Source organism: Arsukibacterium sp. MJ3 (assembly GCF_000987765.1).
Classification (GTDB): Bacteria; Pseudomonadota; Gammaproteobacteria; order Enterobacterales; family Alteromonadaceae; genus Alishewanella.
Genome location: NZ_LAHP01000001.1, coordinates 152,328 through 173,784, shown reverse-complemented (window position 1 = coordinate 173,784; position 21,457 = coordinate 152,328). Strand labels below are relative to the sequence as shown.

General features: G+C 45.1%; 18 protein-coding genes and 1 pseudogene. 14 read left to right on the top strand and 5 right to left on the bottom strand.

Annotated elements, in window-relative coordinates:
* Nucleotides 1–53: 53 nt before the first annotated feature.
* From pyrD to VT06_RS00730, 4 genes are all read left to right on the top strand, one after another.
* Complete coding sequence (pyrD, locus tag VT06_RS00745; RefSeq protein ID WP_046552344.1) at nt 54–1,064, top strand: quinone-dependent dihydroorotate dehydrogenase; 1,011 nt, start codon at nt 54–56, stop codon at nt 1,062–1,064.
* Between the two features lie 116 nt (nt 1,065–1,180).
* Nucleotides 1,181–1,699 (top strand): cell division protein ZapC domain-containing protein, encoded by a 519-nt coding sequence (locus VT06_RS00740; RefSeq protein WP_046552343.1) that lies wholly within the window; start codon nt 1,181–1,183, stop codon nt 1,697–1,699.
* A 74-nt stretch (nt 1,700–1,773) separates the two neighbouring features.
* The gene (gene cls / locus VT06_RS00735) at nt 1,774–3,279 is read left to right on the top strand and encodes a cardiolipin synthase (protein ID WP_082122408.1); all 1,506 of its coding nucleotides are present in this window, start codon (nt 1,774–1,776) and stop codon (nt 3,277–3,279) included.
* A gap of 32 nt (nt 3,280–3,311) precedes the next feature.
* Nucleotides 3,312–4,508: an SAM-dependent methyltransferase gene (locus VT06_RS00730; protein WP_235357316.1), complete on the top strand. Its 1,197-nt coding sequence runs from the start codon at nt 3,312–3,314 to the stop codon at nt 4,506–4,508.
* A 10-nt stretch (nt 4,509–4,518) separates the two neighbouring features.
* Here the strand turns inward: VT06_RS00730 and VT06_RS00725 are convergent, their stop codons facing one another.
* From VT06_RS00725 to VT06_RS18550, 3 genes are all read right to left on the bottom strand, one after another.
* Nucleotides 4,519–5,496 carry a PHB depolymerase family esterase gene (locus VT06_RS00725; RefSeq protein ID WP_052750120.1) on the bottom strand — a complete coding sequence of 326 codons (978 nt, stop codon included), beginning with the start codon at nt 5,494–5,496 and terminating at the stop codon, nt 4,519–4,521.
* 122 nt (nt 5,497–5,618) lie between these two features.
* Nucleotides 5,619–6,065: an alkaline phosphatase family protein gene (locus tag VT06_RS18555; protein ID WP_046552341.1), complete on the bottom strand. Its 447-nt coding sequence runs from the start codon at nt 6,063–6,065 to the stop codon at nt 5,619–5,621.
* 20 nt (nt 6,066–6,085) lie between these two features.
* Nucleotides 6,086–6,403, bottom strand: a complete 318-nt coding sequence (locus VT06_RS18550) for an alkaline phosphatase family protein (RefSeq protein ID WP_046552340.1) — start codon at nt 6,401–6,403, stop codon at nt 6,086–6,088.
* 276 nt (nt 6,404–6,679) lie between these two features.
* Here VT06_RS18550 and VT06_RS00710 point away from each other — a divergent pair, with 276 nt between their 5' ends.
* Nucleotides 6,680–7,924, top strand: coding sequence for an Nramp family divalent metal transporter (locus tag VT06_RS00710; protein WP_046552339.1), 1,245 nt, complete (start codon nt 6,680–6,682; stop codon nt 7,922–7,924).
* Nucleotides 7,925–8,012: 88 nt separating this feature from the next.
* Nucleotides 8,013–9,068: a GGDEF domain-containing protein gene (locus VT06_RS17480; protein ID WP_052750119.1), complete on the top strand. Its 1,056-nt coding sequence runs from the start codon at nt 8,013–8,015 to the stop codon at nt 9,066–9,068.
* Between the two features lie 318 nt (nt 9,069–9,386).
* Here the strand turns inward: VT06_RS17480 and VT06_RS00700 are convergent, their stop codons facing one another.
* Nucleotides 9,387–10,859: a YdiU family protein gene (locus VT06_RS00700; protein WP_046552338.1), complete on the bottom strand. Its 1,473-nt coding sequence runs from the start codon at nt 10,857–10,859 to the stop codon at nt 9,387–9,389.
* 260 nt (nt 10,860–11,119) lie between these two features.
* On the opposite strand from VT06_RS00700, the gene VT06_RS00695 reads away from it, so the two are divergent.
* From VT06_RS00695 to rmuC, 7 genes are all read left to right on the top strand, one after another.
* Nucleotides 11,120–11,908 (top strand): bacteriorhodopsin-like, encoded by a 789-nt coding sequence (locus VT06_RS00695; RefSeq protein ID WP_235357307.1) that lies wholly within the window; start codon nt 11,120–11,122, stop codon nt 11,906–11,908.
* A 159-nt stretch (nt 11,909–12,067) separates the two neighbouring features.
* Nucleotides 12,068–13,081 (top strand): polyprenyl synthetase family protein, encoded by a 1,014-nt coding sequence (locus tag VT06_RS00690; protein WP_046552336.1) that lies wholly within the window; start codon nt 12,068–12,070, stop codon nt 13,079–13,081.
* A gap of 4 nt (nt 13,082–13,085) precedes the next feature.
* Entirely contained in the window at nt 13,086–14,642 is a 1,557-nt protein-coding gene (gene crtI, locus VT06_RS00685) for a phytoene desaturase family protein (protein WP_046552335.1), read from the top strand.
* Complete coding sequence (locus tag VT06_RS00680) at nt 14,639–15,616, top strand: phytoene/squalene synthase family protein (RefSeq protein ID WP_046552334.1); 978 nt, start codon at nt 14,639–14,641, stop codon at nt 15,614–15,616. Before crtI ends, VT06_RS00680 begins: the two co-directional genes overlap by 4 nt.
* Nucleotides 15,606–16,808, top strand: coding sequence for a lycopene cyclase family protein (locus VT06_RS00675; protein WP_082122407.1), 1,203 nt, complete (start codon nt 15,606–15,608; stop codon nt 16,806–16,808). The genes VT06_RS00680 and VT06_RS00675 overlap by 11 nt, the downstream gene beginning before the upstream one ends.
* 104 nt (nt 16,809–16,912) lie before the next feature.
* On the top strand, nt 16,913–17,761 hold the full coding sequence (locus VT06_RS00670) for a Brp/Blh family beta-carotene 15,15'-dioxygenase (protein WP_200897871.1): 849 nt from the start codon (nt 16,913–16,915) through the stop codon (nt 17,759–17,761).
* Nucleotides 17,762–17,894: 133 nt separating this feature from the next.
* The gene (gene rmuC, locus VT06_RS00665; RefSeq protein ID WP_046552332.1) at nt 17,895–19,760 is read left to right on the top strand and encodes a DNA recombination protein RmuC; all 1,866 of its coding nucleotides are present in this window, start codon (nt 17,895–17,897) and stop codon (nt 19,758–19,760) included.
* A gap of 65 nt (nt 19,761–19,825) precedes the next feature.
* On the opposite strand, the gene VT06_RS00660 is transcribed toward rmuC, so the two are convergent.
* Nucleotides 19,826–20,977 (bottom strand): FAD-dependent monooxygenase, encoded by a 1,152-nt coding sequence (locus VT06_RS00660; protein ID WP_046552331.1) that lies wholly within the window; start codon nt 20,975–20,977, stop codon nt 19,826–19,828.
* A gap of 177 nt (nt 20,978–21,154) precedes the next feature.
* Here VT06_RS00660 and VT06_RS17715 point away from each other — a divergent pair.
* Nucleotides 21,155–21,402, top strand: a pseudogene (locus VT06_RS17715) (IS3 family transposase); the annotation flags it as partial.
* Nucleotides 21,403–21,457 lie beyond the last annotated feature (55 nt).

The following is a 21,457-nucleotide window of genomic DNA, read 5'->3' as shown; positions in this document are numbered from 1 at the left end:
GGTTACAATACCCCGGTTATTACCGGGGTATTTTTTTATTGTCGAAGGGGTCTATGTTTTATTCTTTAGCGAAAAAAATCATGTTTAGCTTTGATGCTGAGCGGGCTCATAATCTGGCTCTGGGCAGTTTTAAACGGCTGGCTCATACGCCGGCGTCAGTATTATGGCGCCAACAGGTAGCGGCTAAGCCTGTTACTGTAGCCGGAATTCGATTTGAAAACCCGTTGGGCCTGGCTGCCGGTCTGGATAAAAATGCCGATTGTATTGATGCCTTTGGCCAAATGGGTTTTGGTTTTATAGAAGTTGGCACCGTAACACCATTGCCGCAAGCGGGAAATGACAAACCACGAATTTTCAGGCTACCGCAAGCCGAAGCTATTATTAACCGGATGGGCTTTAATAACAAAGGGGTCGATTATCTGGTACATAATGTTAAAAATGCCCGTTATAAAGGCGTTCTTGGCATTAATATTGGTAAAAACAAAGACACCAGTAACGAGCGTGGTAAAGACGACTATGTCAGTTGTATGCGAAAAGTCTACCCGCATGCCAGTTACATTACGGTAAATATATCGTCTCCCAATACCCCGGGTTTACGTGATTTGCAATTTGGCGATGCCTTACTTGATTTGTTAATGACTGTAAAAAATGAACAGCTTGATTTACAAGCGCAGTATGATAAGTACGTGCCTATATTTGTTAAAATTGCCCCTGATATGGATATCCTGGCGGTGAGTCAGGTAGCAGACAGCTTACTGAAAAGTAAAATGGATGGTGCTATTGCCACTAATACGACGTTAGACCGGTCCTTGGTGCAGGGCCAAGCCTATGCTGATGAAGCCGGCGGCTTAAGTGGTTTGCCGGTTCAACAAAAAAGTACCGATATTATTACTCAGCTGCGCCAGGCGGTGGGAACTAAGCTACCTATTATTGGTGTTGGTGGCATTAACGATAGTGCATCAGCACAAGCTAAATTAGACGCGGGCGCTAATTTGCTGCAGGTTTATACTGGTTTTATTTATCACGGCCCGCCACTGGTTAAAGTGATCATTGATGGCTTATAATGATCAGTTTTCGATCTTTGCTTATTATAAATAAATAATCTTTAACGAGTTAATCAGCATGCTATATTGATAAATATTATCATGTGGTTGATTAACGTGTTTGAAAGGATTTAAAAATGTTAACGCCTTCAGAGCGCTGGAATTGGAATTACTGCAAGCAACGTGATCGTCTGCTATTGGATATCAATGAGCAGTTGCAGTTTTGTTCTGAACTAAGCGCTAAACAGTTAACTGAAAAACCGTCAGCAAAAGCATTGTCTATTACTGAAGCTGCTGCATTTTGGCATGTTTGGGAAAGCCTTGAACTATTACCTTTGGGTGAAGCAGAGCTGCTGGAATTTACCCTGCACGCCTTAGCTGCCAGTTACGCTCAACATACGGGCCATAAAAGCTGGTATTTTGCAGAGCAGCCGCTTAGCTGTATCCATAAATATCAATTGGTACAACTTTGCGGTTTGCACGCTGTTATTCCGGCGGTAGTACTGGAACGGGATGGTGACAGTGCCATTTGTCTATTGCTGTCTGCTGGCTACAGCCTTAGTGGTAAACTATTAAACCGTTGCAGTTTGTTAAGGGTGTTATGCAATCGGTTAGGTCCTGTTAGTACCCGTCATTATTTAGCGCAAAGCGCATAGCAGCCGGCATAGAAGGTTGATACATGCTAAAATAACCTACCCATAATGCTGAAATAAAGTCTGATAATGCTGCTATGTTTAAAATAACTTCGCTATTAAAACAGGCTTTTGCTTCGCATGACCCGCCGGTTAAACTGCCAGCAAAAAAAACCAGTACACGACGTCGTTTACTCTTACTTTTGTTAGCCTTGTTTCATACTTTGGGTGCGTTATCCTCGTTAGATGCGCTAATGTCTTCTCGTACTTCCCAGGGTAGTATTGCCTGGATAGTGTCATTAAATACGTTTCCCTATATTGCCGTGCCCGCTTATTGGATATTTGGTCGTAGCAAGTTTCAGGGTTATGTTATTTCGCGAAAAGAAACCGATCATGAGTTATTTGCTAAACATCAGCTGAAAACGGCCGGTGCTGAACAGTATTTAATGGCAGAAGAACGTATCGGCGCAAGTTTTGCTGCTATTGAACAATTAGCGAAAATGCCATTTTTAACTGGTAATCAGGCGCAATTGCTAATAGATGGTGAGCAAACCTTTAACAGTATTTTTGAAGGGATCCGCCAGGCTAAACATTATGTGTTGGTGCAGTTTTATATTGTGCGTGATGATCAGCTCGGCCGTCAATTACAGCAACTGCTCATTGAGAAAGCCCGGAGTGGGGTAGCCGTCTATTTTCTGTTTGATGAAATTGGTAGCCACCGTTTACCCAAACGTTATATTCAGCAGCTGGCTGATGCGGGGGTGTTAGTTCGGCCATTCCATTCAACGAAAGGGCCGGGTAACCGTTTTCAACTTAATTTTCGCAATCATCGGAAAATTGTTGTAACCGATGGCCATCATGGCTGGTTAGGCGGCCTTAATGTTGGCGATGAGTATCTTGGTAAAGACCCACGCTTTGGCGAATGGCGTGATACCCATTTACGCTTAAGTGGTCCGGCAGTGTTAGGGCTGCAGCTCTCCTTTGTGGAAGACTGGTATTGGAGTAGTGAACAGCTGCCAAGTTTAAATTGGCAAGCCATACCGGCAAATGACAGCGATATTCCCGTATTAATAATACCGTCAGGCCCGGCAGATCGGTTTGAAACAGCTAGCCTGATGATGCAACACGCACTAAATAGTGCTAGCAAAAAAATCTGGGTTGCCAGCCCCTATTTCGTGCCAGATGAAGGCACCGTGGCAGCGTTAAAACTAGCTGCTTTACGAGGGGTAGACGTGCGGATCCTTATTCCGGAACGCACGGATATTCTACTGGTCAGTTTAGCTGCATATGCTTTTGTTGGTCCTTTGCTAGATGCCGGCGTAAAAATCTATCGTTATCAACGAGGCTTTTTGCATGCCAAAAGCTTTGTACTGGATGATGAGTTTATTGCTGTTGGTACAGTAAATTTAGATAATCGCTCTTTTCGTTTGAATTTTGAGATCACGGCGTTATTAGCTGATGCGGCGCTGAATCAGCAATTACAGCAGCAATTTTTACTTGATTTTGCACTGTCCCGTCAAATGAAGCTGGCTGATGTGCTTAACCGTCCTTGGTATAAAAAAGCCGCATCGCAAGCGGCCAATTTAATGTCACCAATTTTATAATGAATTACAAACTGGGGAATAGCTTGAGTACAGTGCAAAAGATAAAGCGTGATAATGAGCAAAAATTTCAGCAAATTTTGACTGACAGCATAACTAACGGCAGTTTTGTTAGGTTAGTGCTGGGTAAGTATCAGGGCACTGAGCCACTACTTCGGCTTGAAATCAGCCCGTTGCTGTTGAAAGAACAATTACAACTACGTTTTTTATCGGAATATACAACCAACCATATTACTAAAAATTTTTCTGTCTCTGCAGGTATTGATCAACTAAAGCATTTGATGACTGATAGTTTTAAACAAGCGCATTTATTTACTACTAAGCAACAGTGCCAGTTATCTATTAGTAAAAAGGGTAAGTATTTATTACATTGTCAACGCACCGAGCAAACTCAGGCTACGCCATTGCTTAGTGAGCATAACCGGCAAAAGCAACGCTATGTTGAGCAAAGCCGCCCTTTTTTAACGGCATTGGGGGTGACCGATCAGCAGGGTCAAATCATACCCGCCATGTCAAACAAATGGAAACAAATTAATAAGTTTATAGAAATATTACAAGCGGCAGTAAAAGAGACCGAACTGCTTTCGGCTCAGCAATTACACGTTGCCGATTTTGGTTCTGGCAAAGCTTATTTAACTTTTGCTATGCATGACTATTTTTGTCATACCCTGGGGTTAGATGCGCAAATCACCGGCGTAGAATTGCGCCAAAATTTGGTGAATTTATGCAACGATACCGCAAAAGCTATACAGCTTAAAGGCTTGCAGTTTGAGCAGGGAGACGTTAAGCATTTTAAAGCAAAAGGCATTAATGTCATGGTTGCGCTGCATGCTTGTGATGTTGCAACCGATTATGCCATTCATATGGGGATCCGTACTGGGGCTGAAATTATTATGTGCTCACCTTGCTGCCACAAAGAAATTCGACCACAAATTAGTTTGCCGGTAGTGATGGCGCCCATGCTGAAGCATGGTATCCATTTAGGACAGGAAGCCGAAATGGTAACGGACAGCTTACGGGCACTGCTACTAGAGGCCCATGGTTATCAGACTAAGGTGTTTGAGTTTATTTCGCTGGAGCATACCAGTAAAAATAAAATGATACTGGCGATTAAGCGTAAAACTGCGCGAGATAACAGTGCTGTGCTAAAGCAAATAGCGGCTATTAAACAATTTTATGGTATTGATCAGCACTGCCTGGAGCAACTGCTGCAGGCAGAGAGCACTGAGTAAAACCAATTTCTTATTGAGGGTATAGTTGTTCAGCCAATAATTTTACGGCCTGCAATTGTGGGCCTTTGTTGCTAATATATTGCTCACTGCTGTAACCCCACCAATCCCAACAACCATGGGGATTAAAAGCACTGGCCGCTACCTGCGGATATAGCACAACCAGATTATTGGTGTCAGCATAATTATTTAAACCCGTTTGCGTTAAGTAGGCATCGCCAACGGCGTCGGCATGTTGCTTACAGCCGTGAAAACTAATATGCAACTGGCAAGGCTCGCCTTTTGCACAGCTTTGTGGAATATAAGCAAAGCCAGTTTTTGCCAGATGACTACCTGCCTGAGACTGGGTCAGTTCAACTAGGTTACCTGTCGTTGAGGCACTAGGTTTGCTAAGTGGCCCCAGTAAATGGGTTAGCAGCTCGCCGGCTGCATCATAGTCACAGCTGGCAATAAACGGCGATTCAGACACATTGCAGGCACTGTGGCCACTAACATTGGTTGGGAAATGATGCGCGAAAGGTTTATCGTTAACAACAGTAATGTTAGCGGGTGTTAGCCATTGGTGGTATTGGCTTACCAGTGCCTTGCCGACATTTTGATGTACCGTGGTGTCAGCACTACCATGTAAAATCCACACCTTGTCATCTTGTAAATTGCTGCGCTGCGCCAATAAACCGGTTTGTTCCAGCTGGTCTAAATAACTATCGATAGCCGCTAAGTCAGGCTTGGCATCGGCTTTTCCCATACAGTGTGCTAGTGCCGTACCCAGGTTATTTTGAGCACAATACAGTGGACCACCAGCAATTAATGCCGCACCATTTACCTGCTCAGAAAATGCAACATGAAACTGTGCTGCCATATAAGCACCTGAAGACAAACCGGAAACGGTTATTTTTTCAACAATTTTTAATGTTTTACTGTCAGCAACCACTACCGGTGCAGCTACAAGCATACTAACAACAATACTGTGTCTAAGCAGGCTATTGTTCATGGTTTTATTCCTTGTTCAAGCTTAAAATACCAACATGACATAAGCTCAGTAACGGAGCAATAGCGCTTTAGTACTGCTAAATTACGCTGTGTGTCGTAAAGGTTTAGCACAGTAGCTGTTTATTATTCTTTTGCCCCTTGGTCTTGTTTAAGTATCTGCTCTGCCCACGTTAAATCACCATCGTTTAGTGCCGGAGTAATCCCCAAAATAGCGCACATCAGGTTATATAGCTGAATATTTGCGAAGGCCGGAATTTGCTGGCCCTTAGCAAAAGCCGGGCCATGGCCAATAAATATTGCCTGCATTTCGGGTGCTATATTGTCATAACCGTGACTACCAGTAACAGCTTGCTTATCGGTTCGTTGCAACCAGCGTTGATACTGGCTTTGTTGCATTAAGCGCCAACCAGGCTCCGGGATAATTAATAAAGGTGCCACCCGTTTACTTTGTTGATAATGCCAGCGCGCGGGTAAATCTGACTTGCGATAAACTTTTGCACTGTTAGGTAACGCAGTCTTTAGTTGATGATAAATAGCGTCTAACTCACCTGTTTTTGGAAAAATGGACACAATTTCTGGCGTCCATAATATTAATGCTGCGTTTTCACTTTGGAATAAGCTGTCGACAATAATAAACCAGTTACAATACTGTTGTGATTAGGAAAGGTTTTGGTCGGAAACGCCGGTTGCATCGACTCAGCAATTAGCCCTTCTTTAATAAGCGCCTCAATATTAGGGGCGGGGTACTTGCCAAGATATTGCTGACTGTAGCCATCCAGAGAAATAAGAATAACTGTCGCATCAACCTTGGGTTGTTTGCTATTAACGGTACCCGAACTACACGATACAACACTGAAGATAGCCAAACTTAGTAACGCATAACTAAAAATGCGGTAAACACTGCTCATAAGGGTAAGCTCATTGGCTTAATTGCTTAATTGCTTAATTGTATTGGTTGTATGCTAACTCAAATTGATATAGCAAATGTTAAAAATTGAATAGTTTAGCAAAATTATGCTTAACGGTCATTCCGTAAGCGGTTAGCCAGGTTAGTATAGAATATTTGTACTATACGTTTATGATTTTGAAGTGGCTATGTTTACCGCTACACTAGTAATATCGTATTTAGCAATGAATATTATTTATCAAGTCTTGCTTAATTAACATGTAAGAAACCTGTCATTATGACCACTAAAACACCGGTATTTACCCTGGGTCCAGCCACGCTAGTTACTGCTGCCTTTATTGGCCCGGGAACGGTGATTAGTGCGTCGCTGGCCGGTGCGGATTATGGCTACGCGTTACTATGGGCCTTGTTGTTTTCAGTGTTTGCGACCATGGTATTACAGGAAATGGCGGCACGACTCGGTATTGTAACCGGCCAGGGTCTTGGTGAGAACTTACGTCAGTTATACCGTCAGCCCTGGCTTAAATACCCGCTGATGTTGCTGATTATTGCCGCTGTGGTTATTGGTAACAGTGCTTATCAGGGGGGCAATATTAGTGGTGCCAGTATGGGTGCTGATGCACTTTGGCAACAATCTACCGTTATTGTCCTGATGCGCGAGCAGGGTATCACCAACCCCTGGGCAATAGTGTTTGGTTTTATTGCTATTGCGGTGTTGTGGCAGCGTAATTATCTGCTGATTGAGCGTTTTCTTATTGGTTTGGTGTTACTAATGAGTCTGGCGTTTCTGCTAACGCTTATTCTCAGTAAACCCGATGTTGTTAGCCTGTTTAAGGGCTTGCTTATACCCACATTGCCTGATGGGGCACTGTTGTCTGTTATTGCCTTGGTAGGCACCACAGTGGTGCCTTATTCACTATTTTTACATGCTGCTGCCAGCGCCAGAAAATGGCAAGGCTCTAGCTTAAGTTGTCAACAACAATTGGCATTGTCCAATGCTGATATTCGTACCGCTATTCCATTGGGTGGCTTAATATCTATTGCTATTTTATCTACTGCTGCTGCGGCCTTTTATGGTCAGGAACACCGGATAAACAATGCCGTCGATTTAGCGCAATCATTGCAGCCACTCGCTGGGGATGCCGCCCTGTGGTTAATGGCTGGTGGGTTAATGGCTGCCGGAGTGACGTCAGCAATTACCGCACCGTTGGCTGCTGCGTATGCATTAAATGGTTTATTCCCGCTAAATAAAGCGCAGTTTCGGGTTTGTTGGTTACTGATTATTGTAATTGGGGTAAGTTTGTCGTCACTGGGCATTCGTCCGCTTGCGGTTATTTGGTTTGCTCAAGTGGCCAACGGTATCTTATTACCGTTAATTAGTTTAGCTCTACTGCTGGCTGTTAATTCACCGTTAATGGGACAATATCGTAATACCTTACGGCAAAATATTGTCGGAAGTACGGTATGGCTGCTGACATTGTTGTTAAGCGGCCGCAGCTTATATCTAGCAATACTTGCTTAATAAGTTGATTTATTAGTATAAATTAGTACTTTGCTGGTTTAAAGCTTATCGATTACCATGCTATGGTGATTATTTAGCAGGAATTCTGGTGTTTAAAAACTTTATAACCAACAATCGCAAATTTAAACCCACTGATCCTGAATATCAGCAGGTTTATTTAATTAATAGCATGCTGTTGGGAATGGTGGTTGTTTTTACATTTTTTTTCTTCGTTAATCTGGCTTTATTCTCCTTATATGCGGTTGCTTTACTCGATTTTATTGCCGCGGCGCTGGCGGCAACCTTATTACGACGTTTTCAAGTGTCTAATAATGTGCGGCAAGGGGCAAATTATACCGTATTGCTACTGGCTGTTTTTTTACTCGGCTATTATGGTTTTACTGGCCCTGAGTTTTACTCGTTAATCTGGTTAAGCCTGTTTCCACCATTGGCTTTTTTCTTACTCGGCCGTCGCCGGGGGTTAATCACTACTGTTATATTTCTAAGCCTTTTAGCAATACTGCTTGGCTGGCGCGCTAGTTTGTGGCCAGACGGCAGTGTCAGCAGTGAGGCAGTGTTAAATGTTGGCTTGGCGACACTATGCCTGACGCTTTTAGTGCACTATTATGAAGTAAGCCGACAGCACGTGTTCCGGGCATTAGCGACACAACATCGGCAATTACAACGGCTTTCTGTTACCGATACCCTAACCGGTTTATACAATCGTATTAAGCTGGATAATATTTTAAGTCATGAAATAGCTCGTTCAATTCGTCATAGCAGCCCTTTTAGCGTTATTTTGGCTGATTTAGACTTTTTCAAAGCGATAAACGATAATTTTGGCCATATGGCAGGTGATCAAGCATTAATGTCATTTTCCGGTATTTTACAGCAGTATTGCCGTGAACTTGACGTTGCTGGCCGTTGGGGCGGGGAAGAGTTTTTAATTATTTGTCCGCATACTGATTTAACCGGGGCTAAATTGCTAGCAGAGCGGATCCGCGCGGCAGTAGAACACTACAGTTTTGCGCATGGTAAGCAGTTAACTGTTAGCCTGGGTGTGGCCTGTTTTATTCGTGACGACGATGCCAGTACTATTTTAAAGCGGGCTGACGATGCGTTGTACCGGGCGAAAGGTAAAGGCCGTAACAGGGTGGAAATGTAGACTCTTCCCGGCCATTATATTTACGCATAACCGTATTTTATCCAGTGTTACTTAATAATCGGTTTTCAGTTTACACCAATGAATATCAGTATATTGACTATGGGGCTTGTTATTATGCTGCGGGTTGCTATAGCTTAAAGCGTCGCAATCGCGAGTTGCTGTTAAGCCAGGCTAAAAGTGATAACCAAAGCCAATTATGGCAGCAGAGTTTAAAGATTTAGGTGTAGAGGTTAAAACCGAGTTGGATCCGGAATTTGTTGAACGAGCCAAACTGGAATTAGACGCTAGCATTGCTACTAGTGACTAACTTTCAATTTTTCAGGTACCACAAAACGTCCGGTTCACTTGTTGTTCAGCCGTGGCGGGGTGGCTGAACACTTGGTAAGCCGGCTTATCGACAAAAGGCTGCAGCCAGGCTTGCTGTAACTGATTAAATAAACTGAGATCACCTTGTTGCGTTGCCTGTGTAATAGCTTGTTGTACCAAATGATTGCGCGGAATAAGCGCGGGGTTCACTTGTTGCATTGCTATTACTCGCTGCTCGTTGGTTATTGCCTGCCGGGACAGACAGCTTTGCCAGTTGGCATACCAGCTTTTCCAGTCAGCGCTATTACTACATAGATCAGCTGCAGCAGCACAGTTTTCTTGGCTAAGCTGTCTGAAAAATAATGTAAAGTCGACTCGCTGCTGTTGCATTAATAATAATAAGCTACCGATAAGTTGCTCGTCTTCCTTTTCTGCTTGGGTAATGCCCAGTTTTGCCATCATTCTTTGCCGATAGGCAGCATCATATACCGTACTAAATTTATCTAAAGCCACTGTCGCCAGCGCTATGGCTTCTGATTGGGCATGGTGCAATAGCGGCAACAACGCTTCTGCAAATCGGGTCAGGTTCCAAAGTGCAATTGGTGGTTGGTTGCAATAGGCATAACGGCCACGACGGTCGATAGCGCTAAACACCGTTTTCTCGTCATAGGCTTCCATAAAAGCACAAGGCCCGTAATCAATGGTCTCGCCACTAATACTCATATTGTCGGTATTCATAACTCCATGAATAAAACCTAGGCTCATCCAGTGTGCAACTGTGGCTGCCTGGGCGGCAATAACGGCCTCCAGTAACGCCCGGTAAGGTTGCGGCTGTTTACTACAATGTGGGTAATGGCGGGCGATAGCATAATCAGCAAACTCAGTTAACTGTGCTTGATCGGCAAGTGAGGCAACATATTGAAAGGTACCAATCCGAATGTGGCTTTTTGCTACCCGGGTTAAAATAGCCCCTGGCAGGCTTTCATCACGCAACACTATTTCGCCACTGCTGACCGCAGCCAAAGCCCGGGTTGTGGGTACGCCCAGTGCGTGCATGGCTTCGCTTAATAGATACTCGCGCATAACCGGCCCCAGCGGAGAGCGGCCATCGCCACCTCTGGAAAAGGGCGTTGGCCCGGCCCCTTTTAATTGCAAATCATATCGTTGGCCTTGCGGGTTTATTACTTCAGCTAACAGCAGTGCCCGGCCATCGCCTAAACGGGGAACATAATTGGCAAATTGGTGGCCCGCATAAGCCTGCGCCAGTGGTTTGCACCAGTCAGCTAATGCATTACCCGCAAACAGCTGCAAGCCTGCGTCGCTGGCATGGTATGTCGACGGTAAACCCAGCTCGTCTGCCAAAGGCTGATTAAACGCTAACCACTCAGGGGCTGCCACTGGTGTTGGTTGGCAATGTGTGAATAAAGAGGCAGGTAATTGCTGATAACTGTGTTCAACATTAAAAGAATCGGTAGTAGCAGACATAACAGGCTCATCAAAAAGGGCAGAATTGGCTACTTTACTTGGCTATACCCCTTTTTGAAAGTAAACACTGCCTAAAGTCGTTACGACTACTTTTACCCGCTTTATCAATAAGTTTTGCGAATAATCTTTTGAAGCTGATCTTGATACAAACACCAAGCGTAAGCATTTTAACCAGAATAGTACTGTATGGTGCTATTAAAAACGTTAGGCTGCATGCCTAACTGCTGGGATTCGTAAGCAGCTAATACTTAAGCAAAATTTTGTTAAAGGAAAAAAATAAAATGCTAATACTCGAGAGTTTATCAGTTGGTCAATATGGCTTTATAGGAAACGTTTTTTCCTTTGGCCTGGCCGTAATGGCATCTACCACATTGTTTTTGTGGCTGATGAAGTCGTCAGTTGCGCCGGCTTATCAAATGGCCATCACGATTAGCGGTTTGGTAACGGCTATTGCCGCTTACCATTACTTGCAAATCATGTTGTCTTGGGATAGTGCGGTAGTAGTGACTTCAGGTCAGGTTGTACCAACGGGAGAAGGATTTAACCGTGCGTACCGCTATGTAGATTGGTTGTTAACAGTACCACTACTTTTAATTGAACTTATTTTAGTTATGAAGCTTAGTGGCAGTGAAACCATGAGTAAGTCAGTTAAATTGGGCGGCGCCGCTGCATTGATGATTATCCTTGGTTACCCAGGTGAAGTGTCTGAAAGCATGGAAACCCGGACAATTTTTTGGGTTCTGTCAATGATTCCATTCTTATACATCGTTAAAGAGCTGGTAGTTGGTCTTAAAAGCTCAATTGCTAATCAGCCTGACAGCGTTAAAGGCCTTATCAACAAAGCCGCTTGGCTTGTTGTTTTATCTTGGGCGTTCTACCCGATTGTTTACTTACTCCCATTGCTGGGCGTAACAGGTGGTAATGCTATTGTAATGGTAGAAGCGGGTTATACAATTGCTGACATCGTTGCAAAAGCCGTGTTTGGTATACTGATCTTTACTATTGCTGTTCGCAAAAGCAAAGCAGATGCACAAATGCAAAATGCCTGATATTCAACGTGATGTTTGTTGGAATTTGACTGCTACTTGTTAGCAGTCATGATCAAACCGGCACGGACGTTGTTCGTGCCGATCACGTCTCAGGCTTTGTTGAGGGAAAGTGCTTAACAATAAGATGTTAGTGCTCATCCCCTTTTAGGGAGAATACCAATGGCGGTTACTGCCTTATGCACCGGTGTATCTTTTGGTAAAAATGTTAGTGCTTACGTTGTAGCGGTTCCATCTGCCGATGAAGACATATTTGCTGAAGAATTAAAAAAAGTTAAAGCACTTATGCTCGACAGTCTGCAGAATGCGATGCAAGGTCCGGCTAATAATGCCAGTCAGTACCAAATTGGTACCAAAGGCAGCTTGCTTCGGGCGCGGTTAGCGTTAGCCAGTTGCAAAAGTTTTCAATGTTCAGCAGATTACGCCATTGTCGCAGCTGCAGCCTGCGAATTGGTTCACAACGCGTCGCTAGTGCATGATGATGTGCTTGACGGCGATAAGCAGCGAAGAGGACAGCCTACGGTATGGAAAAAGCACGGTAAAGGTGTTGCACTGTGTGCCGGTGACTTACTTCTATGTACCGCTTTTGCTGTTACCTCAGGCTTAAAAGACAGCCAAAAATCGTGTTATCTGACACAACATCTTGCGGCGATGACATGTCGGGTTATTGTCGGGCAAAGTGTTGAAATTGCGCCGAGGGAGCTCAACAGCTGGCCACGGTTTAGGGCCTATATTAATGCGGCACAAGCTAAAACCGCGCCACTGATCCAACTTCCATTATTAACTGGTGCAATAGCGGCCAATGCTAGCCAGCCAATATTGGCATCAATAAAGCGGTTGGCTGAGGCAGTAGGCCTTGCCTATCAGATTATTGATGATCTGGACGACTTGACCGATATTACTGGCCCTTTGACTGACATAAACCATAAAGTGAAATCGCTTCATCCGTTTCATGCATGGCATCATCATCGTAATAGACTAAATGACAGCCCAGAGCTACGCTTTCTAAGCGCAACCCGCCATGCCCAGGCATTACTGCAACGCGCTCGTCAGCAGCTGCAGCATCTGGAACAACAGCTCCCAACGTCCATTATCCCTACACTAGGGCCGTTATTATTACAACTAGAACGTCGGGCACAAGCACACCGTTATTACGGTAGAGTAAATTGGGAGTAAAGTTATGCAGCAATCTGCTGGAATAAATGCCGCGAAAACGGCAGTGGTAGTCGGTGCCGGATTTGGCGGGCTTGCTGTAGCGTTACGCTTATTGGCGCGGGGCTATACGGTTGATTTGCTGGAAAAACACGCTGACCTTGGTGGCCGTGCCAGAACGTTTCAGCTAGATGGACACCGCTTTGATGCCGGGCCAACAGTTATTACGGCGCCTTTGCTTTTTACTGAATTATTTGAGCGTTTTGGCGAAACACTTGAAGACCACGTCACACTATTGCCGGTTGCGCCATTTTATCGGATGGACTTTGCTGATGGCAGCCATTTCGATTATCACGGTACAACAGCGGCGCTAATTGATGAAATTGAGAGACTGTCGCCGGGTGAGGGTAAGCAATACCCGCTTTTTCTGCAGGCAGCTGAAGCAATGTACGATCGTGGCTTTACCGAATTGGCACAACGGCCTTTTACCCGTGTTGCTGATATGCTTAAGGTGTTACCTGATCTGCTTAAGCTTAGGGCTGATCGCAGTATTTATCAGTTTGTATCCGATTTTTTCAGTGATGAACGTTTACGCAGAGCATTCTCTGTGCCTTCGCTATTGGTAGGTGGTAATCCTTTTAAAACATCGGCCTTGTATGCACTGATCCATGCGCTGGAACGCAAGGAGGGTGTCTGGTATGTGCAAGGTGGCACCGGCGCGTTAATTGACGCATTGGCGTCGCTGTTTCAGCGACATGGTGGCCGCTTGCACACCGGCCAATCGGTACAGTATTTGGAAATGGAGGGTCTGAACGTGCGCGCGGCTATTACCGAGCAGGGACAACGCTTTGCTGCCGACTTTTTGGTCAGTAATGCCGACCCGCTATATGTTTATAATAAATGGATTGAAAGAACTACACTGCAACGACTTGCCGACAGCCACCGAAAACGCTTGAAGCAATCGATGGGCCTGTTTGTGCTGTATTTTACTACTGAGCGGGTTTACACCGATATCGAACATCACACTATTGTATTTGGTGAGACTTTTCGGGAAATTTTGACTGAAATATTTGAGCAGCGCCAGATCCCAGATGACTTAAGTTTGTATTTGCATCGGCCTGGCGCTACAGACCCGAGCATGGCGCCTGAGCATGGCGACGCTTTCTATGTGCTGGCGCCGGTACCCAATCTGCAGGGTAATCAGGATTGGCCGACTATCTCTGCTGCATTAGAGCAGCGCATTATTACTATTCTAACCCAGCGGTTAATGCCAGACTTGCCACAGCAACTTCGTGCCAAACACAGTATTTCTCCTACCTATTTTCATTCTGAACTAAACAGTCCGTTTGGCAGTGGGTTTTCTATTGCACCAACGCTAACCCAGTCAGCCGGACTGCGTTTTCATAATCAGTCGCCGCGTTATCCCAATCTGTTTTTTGTTGGTGCTGCCGTTCATCCTGGTGCAGGTGTGCCCGGAGTGGTGTGTTCGGCCGGTGTGGTTGAAGAACTGGTAATAAGAGCCTATGAAACCGTTGCGGCAAACGACATAAGTACCACCGCGGCGCCAATTAGGGGCACTAAATGAGCGAAACGGTAGCTGAGGGCAGCCTTGCTGCAACTAATACCGAGGTGTTACGGCGAAAAGGTAAAAGCTTTTATTGGGCTGGCCAGCTATTGACCGAACAACAGCTTAATAATGCGGCACAGCTATATCAATTATGTCGTAATATTGACGATATTGCCGATGAAGCCGTCACAGTCGCTCAGGTAAAAGCTGCTGATAAGCAGCTTGGTGAATTTCATCAGGCGCTTATAGCAAAACCAATGGCGTCAGCCACAACATCGCTTCTTTATCAGCAAGCGAAATCGTTGTTCGACGTGCAGCCACTGGCACTACATGCTTTGGCAGATCTGGTTAACACGGTAAGGCAGGATTTGCAGCTGGTTCGAGTTAGCGAGCATGCGGCACTGCTTCGATATTGTTACGGCGTGGCCGGTACGGTAGGGGTGATGATGACGTGTTTACTTGGCGCCCGGCAGCGGGAAAAAGCCTTACCCCACGCCATTGATTTAGGTATTGCGATGCAACTTACCAATATATCGCGCGATGTACTCGAAGATGCGCACCTAAACCGAATGTACTTGCCGGCCGACGGCATAGCGGGCGTTATTGCCCCAGACGCTATCATTGCTGCAAATACACTTGCCCGACATAACGCCTGGTTGGGAGTAGTCGATTTGCTGAATTTAGCCGAAAAGTATTATAAAAGTGGCTGGCAAGGCCTTGGTTATTTGCCGTTTCGGGCACGTTTAGCCATTGCCGTTGCGGCAAAGGTTTATCGGCAGATAGGCCAGCAAATTTTACAAAAAGGCGAACAACAGTATTGGCAAAGCCGGAGTGTTATTGGCCCGGCACAAAAACTAAAACTAACGGTTATCGCCCTTTTTCAGGTGTCGCTAGCGGCCGTCTCGCGCCAAACCACTGCTCACGATAAAGCGCTACATTATCATCTGAACAGCAGCGTCAAATTACCCAGCCAGAAACACAATGACGTGTGACACTAGCCCTGACGCGCTGTCAGAAGCCGCAACAGAATATGACCTTATTATTATTGGCGCGGGTTTAACCGGGCTTAGTTTAGTCTGCTGGCTGTTGCAATTGGCCGAGGCTGAGCAAACAACTTTGCCAAGAGTATGTCTGCTTGAACCACGCACCCATTACAGTAACGATAGAACCTGGTGCTTTTGGGACCTAGAAGCACATCCGTTTCGGGGGCTTATTAGCCAACGCTGGGGCCGTTGGCAGGTAAGCCAGGGTAGTATTGTTGCTTGCCAAACTGATAATAATGCGGCTTATGCCATGCTACCGGCAGAGGCGTTGTATAAACATGCCCTGGCTAAAATTGCGAACAACCCGGCATTTACGCTGCAGCTTGGCGTAACGGTCAGCACTGTTCAACAAGACGATGATAGTGTTTTAGTAGCAGGCTCAGTTTGCGGCAGCACAAAGCATTGGCAGGCGAAAGCCGTTATTGATACCCGCCCACCCAGTAATAGCCAGCTTAGCGCGAACGAAGGTTGTTGGCAGGTTTTTTCCGGGCTGGAGGTAGCTTGTGCAAAGCATGGTTTTGATACTTCTACTGCCATCTTAATGGATTTTCAGGGCGGCTACCGACACCCTTGTTTTATTTATTTATTACCGCTGGATCAGGACCATTTTTTGGTTGAATGGACGGCTTTTCAAGCAGATAAAGCGACACCGGCTGACTATTCTGCTGATGTTAAGGCCTGGCTACAACGACAAAACGTGGAAAACTTTCACGTAACAAGAGCTGAGTCTGGTAGCTTGCCGATGATGCGCCTGTCAAAAAATACTAATTCAGGTCGGGTGCTTAATGCCGGCGTAGGCGCGGGTTGGATGAGAGCCGCGACGGGTTATCATTTTGTGAGCTGTCAACGGGGCTGTGCAGCACTTGCCCGGCAGATCCTGGCGGCTAACGCCAGTGACAATTGGCAACTACACAGCCCTCAGGTGCGGACGCGCTGGTTAGACTGGATGGACATGGTGTTTTTGCGTGCACTAAAACGCCATCCAGAGCAAGCACCGCAATGGTTTGTCCGCTTGTTTGCTGGCACTACTGCAGCACAAATGAGTCGGTTTATGAACGATAAGCCCTATTTAGGTGATGCCTGGGCTGTCGCAAGTGCCTTGCCGCCAGCCCCCTTTATTCGGGCAGTGTTGCCATGGTAACCAACGCTGTTTCTACGAATAAGCTTCTTTATTACAGTAGCAGCGGCCGCCGTCACCAGTTGGTTATATTGCTTATGGCTTGTCTGGCACTTAGCGTAGGTATAATGCTGCCCACGCTGTCAATTGAGCAGCAGTTCTGGCTGGTGATAGTGCCCATTGGTCTGTTCGGTTTGTGCCATGGCGGTGCTGATCCGGCCATTCTTAAAACATTAACTGCTACGTCCCAGCGTGGTTTGATTGGTGTAATAAGCCTTTATCTGGCTGCTTCATTGGTATTTGTTGCATTGATCTGGTTGCTGCCAGTAGTAGCACTGTTGCTGTTCCTTGGCTTGTCGGTCTGGCATTTTGGCTACACCGATGAAGCTTTTTTAAGCGCGACGAAAAACCCGCTGCTTAGGTGGCTTAGTGGCAGTATGGCTATTTTGGGACCCATGCTTGGCCATCCACAGCAGACCAGCGAATTATTCGCCTGGTTAATTACCATAGAAACAGCAGTGGTGTTAAAGGTGCTGGTATGGCTGGCGCCATTGTTGGCGTTACTTTGGTTATTTGGTTTCAGTTATTTATTAGTGAGCCGTATTAACCGGCCACCGCTAAGAGTTATTGCCGAGTTATTTCTGGTAGGTGCCAGCTTAATCGTATTGCCACCATTATTGAGTTTTGCCTTTTATTTTTGTGCCATTCACAGCATACGCCATTTTCTTTCGATTGCTGAACATCGGCTGTTGTCAGAACAAAAAGGTTTTTTTAAGGCATTTCCTGTTAGCAAAATCTTACCGGCAACACTCGGTGCCATTATTATGGCATGTGCTGCCTGGGTGATGCTCGTACTGCTAGAGCCTTCAGCAAGTTTGTTAATAGAGGCAGTCAAAGTGATGTTCTGGGCCCTGGCAGCATTAACCCTGCCGCACGCCATTATTGTAAAATTATGGTGGAGCCGCACGTCTAAATAAGTTTTAGCGGCTTATCTTCACACCTTTCGCAGCTGTTATTGTGGCCATACCTCGGCAACCAGTAGAATCATTACTGACAAGTATAGAATGTTTGTTAATATAAGTTATTAAATAACTAATGGTTATAGTGACTATGCAAAGCGTCGAATGGACATCTGAATTTATTATCATCGTTACCACCGCTGGCTTGGTATTTGCTACGCTAGGTTATCTGCTGGCCTTGGTGTTACAGGGCCGCAAGGTTACTGCCCTTAGCGTGCAACTGCAACAAGCAGAAAAAACGCTGCAGCAGGCCAACAGCCAGCATCAACAATTTCAGGATGAACTTAAGCAGCTTAATAAGGCGCTATACGACAAAGCGTTATCTGAAAATAAGTTACAGAATCAGTTAAACAGTGCGATGGCTACAGAGCAGCGTTTATTTGATGAGCTTGCAGTACGTAAAGCCGAGTTGCTTTCGCAAAACCAAGCGCTTGAAGCCGTTAGGGCACAGCAGCACAACGCAGAGAAACAGCTGGAAACGGCTCAGGCCGATAACCGGGCGTTAAAAGATCAAACCCATGATTTACGTAACCGTTTAGATAAAACAGAGCAGCAACTACAGCAAGAACGTGTGGTGGTGAGTAACCTTAAAGAGGCGTTAGCGCAAGAGGGTAAAAACGCTAAAGAGCTAGAAGCTTCGAATACTGACGCCCGGCTACAATTAAAAGAAGTTAAGCAAAGTCTGGCTGAACAACAAACTAAATACAGTCAACTGCATGATCGCTTCCACGTGTTGAGCAATGAGCACACTGAGCTTAAAACATCTTTGCTACGCAAAGAAGAGCATTTTAAAGAGCAAATGCAGCAGTTAAGCGAAACCAAACAGTCACTTACCAAAGAGTTTGAGAACCTGGCTAATAAAATATTCGAAGAAAAAGGTAAAACCTTTACTCACACTAGCCAGGCCAGCATTGACAATATGCTTAAACCTTTTCGCGAACAAATTGAAGGCTTTCAAAAGCGGGTTAACGATGTGCATGACGAATCCTTAAAAGGCAATACCAGCCTAAACTCTGAAATTAAAAGAGTATTGGATATTGGCCTGCAAATGAGCAAAGAGGCCAATAACCTGACTTCAGCTTTAAAAGGAGACTCACAACAACGTGGTGCATGGGGCGAAGCACAATTGCGGCGTACTTTGGAAATGGGGGGGTTGATTGAAAACGCGCATTTTGAAGTACAAAGTCCGTTTAAAGATGTTGAGGGTAAAAATAAACAAACAGACTATTTAATTAAATTACCGGATGGTAAACATATCATCATCGATAGCAAAGTAACCCTTAACGCCTATGATCGTGCGGTTTCAGCAGAAACGCCTGAGGAATATAAACTGGCTATGCTGGAGCACGCTAAAGCCGTGTATAAACATATTGATGATTTAGCCTCCAAGGATTATACCAATCTGGTCGGAATGCGCAGCCCCAGTTTTGTATTGATGTTTATGCCCATCGAACCGGCTTATATTGAGGCACTGAAAAACAACAAAGACTTATTTGAATATGGTTACAAGAAAAACATTGTGCTGGTATCGCACACCACCCTTATCCCCATTTTGCGTACAGTGTCGAACCTGTGGATGATTGAACGTAGTAATGCTGAAGCTCGTGAAATCAGTGAAAAGGCGGGCGATATCTTCAATCAGGTTTGTATTGTGGCCGATCGTTTAAGTAAATTAGGTGGCACCCTAAGTACCGTTAGTAATCATTATAACAACACGGTAAAAGCACTGGCCGGGCAACAGGGTTTATATGGCAAAGTTGAACGCTTTAATCAGCTATCCGTTAAGGTGAGTAAAAGCTTGCCGCATCTGGAAGCGGCGCACATGGATTTTGAAACCGAGCGGCTAACGCTAATAGTCGAACCGATTGAAGAGCCGGCCCAACAGGCTGAAGAAAATCCCTTACCGGGTAATGTTAAGGCCGCATCGCCAACCGAATTAGAAACAGTAGTAAATTAATAAACCAGCAAGGTAATGCGAATAGGCCTAATCTGTAATGACATCGATAAACATTTTTGGTATTACTACCCACCAAATATGAGGTAATTGCCTGCTCTGGAGCCCTGCTGGTACAAATAGTTTCCTAAGCGTAGCTGTGGTTTTTCCCATTTGCGCAGTGCATTTTTTAGGTCGTCATAACTGTTAACATGCGCTAGCGATTCGCCAAGTGCAAGCGCGTTGGCGGCTGCTTTGGCAGTGCTTGCTGCAGTGTGCGGGCGCGGAATAAAGGCGGCATCGCCAACGAGCAGCACTTTGTCATACACCATCTTTTCACTGGTTAAATCTACAATAGCTTGAGCAAATGGTTCTTCAGTTGCTAGTACCGCTGCTTTAAATGCCGGTGGCAATAACGCATTAGCATCATGATATATTTTATTACGCCATTTTGGCGCCAACATGCCAGGTGGCATGGTGTGCTCTCGTTGTTTGCCGGCGTTGTCAGTCATTAAATCGGGCAATTCAGTTGTTTCTTCAACGGCACGATACCAAACCCAATTATAGTACCGACTTCCTTCTTCATTACTGTTGTTATCGCCGGGCACTAAGTAGCCTAAAATATGCGAGCGGGTGTTGCTGGCAAAGGCAAAATCACCAAGTAGCGCTTTTGCATCCTCTGGCATATCTTTTTCGTTGATTAAACCTCTGTAAGCGACATAACCGGCATAGGTTGTTTTGCTGGTTGGTGACACTATTTTGCGCACAGTGGAACGACCGCCATCAGCGCCAATAATTATATCGGCGTTGACTTCACTGCCATCGTCAAAGAAAGCACTTACCGAGTCTTTATGTTGTAAAATATTTAGCAGTGTTTTGCCTTGATGGTAATGTTTATCCTCAAAATGCTGCCGCATATTTGAATAGATTAAACTCCATGATGTTTGAGTTTGAGGCGCTTTATCGCGCTGAAGTACCTTACCCTGAGGGTCAAACACCACTCTGTCTTTTGACGATACACCAAGTTCTCCTGATATCGTTGCGCCTACTTTTCTCAGCACATTAACAACGTCGGCCTGTAACACCATGCCACCGCCTCTACTATCTAAGTCAGCTGCTGAGCGCTCGTAAACATCGACATTCCAACCGATACTTTTTAAAATAGTCGCGGTGAATAAACCACTAAGCGATCCGCCTATAATAATGGCTTTTTTTCGCAAACACGTGGTTTGAACTGTCATATTATTCTCCAATAGCATAAAAGGTTAAGTAGACTTTTTTTGTAACTGCAGTGTGCTACTAAACCAGTCACCAATTTAAGGATTAAGATTACCACGTTAATAATGGTGTTCAATGGCAAAACAACGTCATCCGCTTCATACATAGTTTTAACAATTGGATCTAACCTCCAAGGTAGTGACTTAATTAAAAAACACCAATTGGTTCAAAGCATGAACTGAAAAGCCTGTTGTTGGGACAACGCAGTAGCGGAAAGCTTTTTCCATTCACTGAAAGTTAAAGCAATTCACAACGAGCTAATTGTGGTTCGGGAAAGAATGCGCCAGAGTGTTTTGAATACATTGAGGTTGATTACAACAAGACCAGAAGGCATAGTGCTCTTGGCTATCTTAGCCCAGAGAATTTAGAATTGAAGAGTAGTGCTTAGTGAAGTGTCCGCTGTTGCTGGTACAGATCACTAATACTAACCGCGTTGCAACGTC